At 48.8% G+C, this 3,213-nt stretch carries 1 tRNA gene and 2 rRNA genes; all 3 read left to right on the top strand.

The annotated features are described in order from the left end of the window. Positions 1-235, top strand: a 16S ribosomal RNA gene (locus tag VIR50_RS09890); the annotation flags it as partial. Between the two features lie 224 nt (positions 236-459). Continuing rightward, positions 460-532, top strand: a tRNA-Ala gene (locus VIR50_RS09895). Between the two features lie 294 nt (positions 533-826). Then, positions 827-3,213, top strand: a 23S ribosomal RNA gene (locus VIR50_RS09900); the annotation flags it as partial.

The following is a 3,213-nucleotide window of genomic DNA, read 5'->3' on the forward strand; positions in this document are numbered from 1 at the left end:
GTAGGCTGCAACTCGCCTACATGAAGTCGGAATCGCTAGTAATCGCGGATCAGCACGCCGCGGTGAATACGTTCCCGGGCCTTGTACACACCGCCCGTCACACCACGAGAGTTTGTAACACCCGAAGTCGGTGAGGTAACCGTTAAGGAGCCAGCCGCCTAAGGTGGGATAGATGATTGGGGTGAAGTCGTAACAAGGTAGCCGTATCGGAAGGTGCGGCTGGATCACCTCCTTTCTAAGGAAAAATGGAAGCACGTTTGGAAGTCTTATTTAGTTTTGAGAGGTCTTGAAACAAGTCATGAGAACGTTAAGAAACCCGTATGACAATAGGGAACTGACGCAGAGTCATTAGGACTCAAGGAAGTGATTCTTTTTCACTAGGGTTTTAGTTCGAATACAGTTTGGCTTCATACAGACCATTGATAAGAGTATACATATCCAAGTACATTTATAGTGTACGGGGCCTTAGCTCAGCTGGGAGAGCGCCTGCTTTGCACGCAGGAGGTCAGCGGTTCGATCCCGCTAGGCTCCATTAAAACAGGATACTAACAGACGGTTCGGTTTACCGAAAACTTCTGTAGAAAAATAGGAAATCGACGCTGTGTGTGTTTGTCACACAAGGAGATTTATCTTTTTTCCTAAGAAGTTAGTCTGGTGTTCAACTTTGTAGATCTTGTTTTAATTGATATTAGAATACAAATTTAATATCATCATCTTGTCCATTGAAAATTGAATAACTATATCACATTCCGCAATCAAAAAAGATTGTAAGAAAGTAACAAGAAATAAACCGAAACGCTGTGATAACGAGTTTAAGAAAAAATAAGGTTAAGTTAATAAGGGCGCACGGTGGATGCCTTGGCACTAGAAGCCGAAGAAGGACGTGACAAACGACGAAATGCTTTGGGGAGCTGTAAGTAAGCAAAGATCCAGAGATGTCCGAATGGGGGAACCCACTAGCTAATGGCTAGTATCCATAACTGTTAAGGTTATGAGAAGGAAGACGCAGTGAACTGAAACATCTAAGTAGCTGCAGGAAGAGAAAGCAAACGCGATTGCCTGAGTAGCGGCGAGCGAAAAGGCAGGAGGGCAAACCGAAGAGTTTACTCTTCGGGGTTGTAGGACTGCGTTGTGGGACGACAAGATTATAGAAGAAGGCCTTGGGAAGGGTCGCCACAGAGAGTAATAGCCTCGTATTCGAAATAGTCTTTAACCCTAGCAGTATCCTGAGTACGGCGAGACACGAGGAATCTCGTCGGAATCTGGGAGGACCATCTCCCAACCCTAAATACTCACTAGTGACCGATAGTGAACCAGTACCGTGAGGGAAAGGTGAAAAGCACCCCGGGAGGGGAGTGAAAGAGAACCTGAAACCGTGTGCCTACAAGAAGTTCGAGCCCGTTAATGGGTGAGAGCGTGCCTTTTGTAGAATGAACCGGCGAGTTACGTTTACGTGCGAGGTTAAGTTGAAGAGACGGAGCCGAAGGGAAACCGAGTCTTAATAGGGCGCAAGTACGTGGACGTAGACCCGAAACCATGTGACCTACCCATGAGCAGGTTGAAGGTGCGGTAAGACGCACTGGAGGACCGAACCAGGGCACGTTGAAAAGTGCTTGGATGACTTGTGGGTAGCGGAGAAATTCCAAACGAACTTGGAGATAGCTGGTTCTCTCCGAAATAGCTTTAGGGCTAGCGTCGATATGAAGTCTCTTGGAGGTAGAGCACTGTTTGGGTGAGGGGTCCATCCCGGATTACCAATCTCAGATAAACTCCGAATGCCAATGAGATATGATCGGCAGTCAGACTGCGAGTGCTAAGATCCGTAGTCGAAAGGGAAACAGCCCAGACCACCAGCTAAGGTCCCCAAATAACTGTTAAGTGGAAAAGGATGTGGGGTTGCACAGACAACTAGGATGTTAGCTTAGAAGCAGCTATTCATTCAAAGAGTGCGTAATAGCTCACTAGTCGAGTGACCCTGCGCCGAAAATGTACCGGGGCTAAAACAGTTTACCGAAGCTGTGGATTACCGTTAAGGTAATGGTAGGAGAGCGTTCTATGTGTGATGAAGGTATACTGTGAAGAGTGCTGGAACGCATAGAAGTGAGAATGCCGGTATGAGTAGCGAAAGACAGGTGAGAATCCTGTCCACCGTAAGACTAAGGATTCCAGGGGAAGGCTCGTCCGCCCTGGGTTAGTCGGGACCTAAGGAGAGACCGAAGGGTGTATCCGATGGACAACAGGTTGATATTCCTGTACTAGAGTATATAGTGATGGAGGGACGCAGTAGGCTAACTAAACCGGACGACTGGAAGAGTCCGGCTAAGCAGTGAGGTGTGATGTGAGTCAAATGCTTACATCTATAACATTGAGCTGTGAAGGGGAGCGAAGTTAAGTAGCGAAGTTAGAGACGTCACACTGCCAAGAAAAGCTTCTAGCGATACGTATACTCTACCCGTACCGCAAACCGACACAGGTAGTCGAGGCGAGTAGCCTCAGGTGATCGAGAGAACTCTCGTTAAGGAACTCGGCAAAATGGCCCCGTAACTTCGGGAGAAGGGGCGCTGACTGGAAGTCAGCCGCAGTGAATAGGCCCAAGCAACTGTTTATCAAAAACACAGCTCTCTGCTAAATCGTAAGATGATGTATAGGGGGTGACGCCTGCCCGGTGCTGGAAGGTTAAGAGGAGTGCTTAGCGCAAGCGAAGGTATGAATTGAAGCCCCAGTAAACGGCGGCCGTAACTATAACGGTCCTAAGGTAGCGAAATTCCTTGTCGGGTAAGTTCCGACCCGCACGAAAGGCGTAATGATTTGGGCGCTGTCTCAACAATGGACTCGGTGAAATTGAAGTACCAGTGAAGATGCTGGTTACCTGCGCCAGGACGGAAAGACCCCATGGAGCTTTACTCCAGCTTGATACTGGGATTCGGTACGGCATGTACAGGATAGGTGGGAGACTGAGAAGTGATGACGCCAGTTGTCACAGAGTCGCTGTTGGGATACCACTCCTGTCGTACTGGATTTCTAACGCGAGGCCATGGATCTGGTCAGCGGACAATGTCAGGTGGGGAGTTTGACTGGGGCGGTCGCCTCCGAAAGAGTATCGGAGGCGCTCAAAGGTCCTCTCAGGATGGTTGGGAACCATCCGCAGAGTGCAAAGGCAGAAGAGGGCTTGACTGCGACACCGACGGGTGGAGCAGGTACGAAAGTAGGACT

This window comes from Prevotella sp. (assembly GCF_036570325.1).
GTDB lineage: Bacteria > Bacteroidota > Bacteroidia > Bacteroidales > Bacteroidaceae > Prevotella.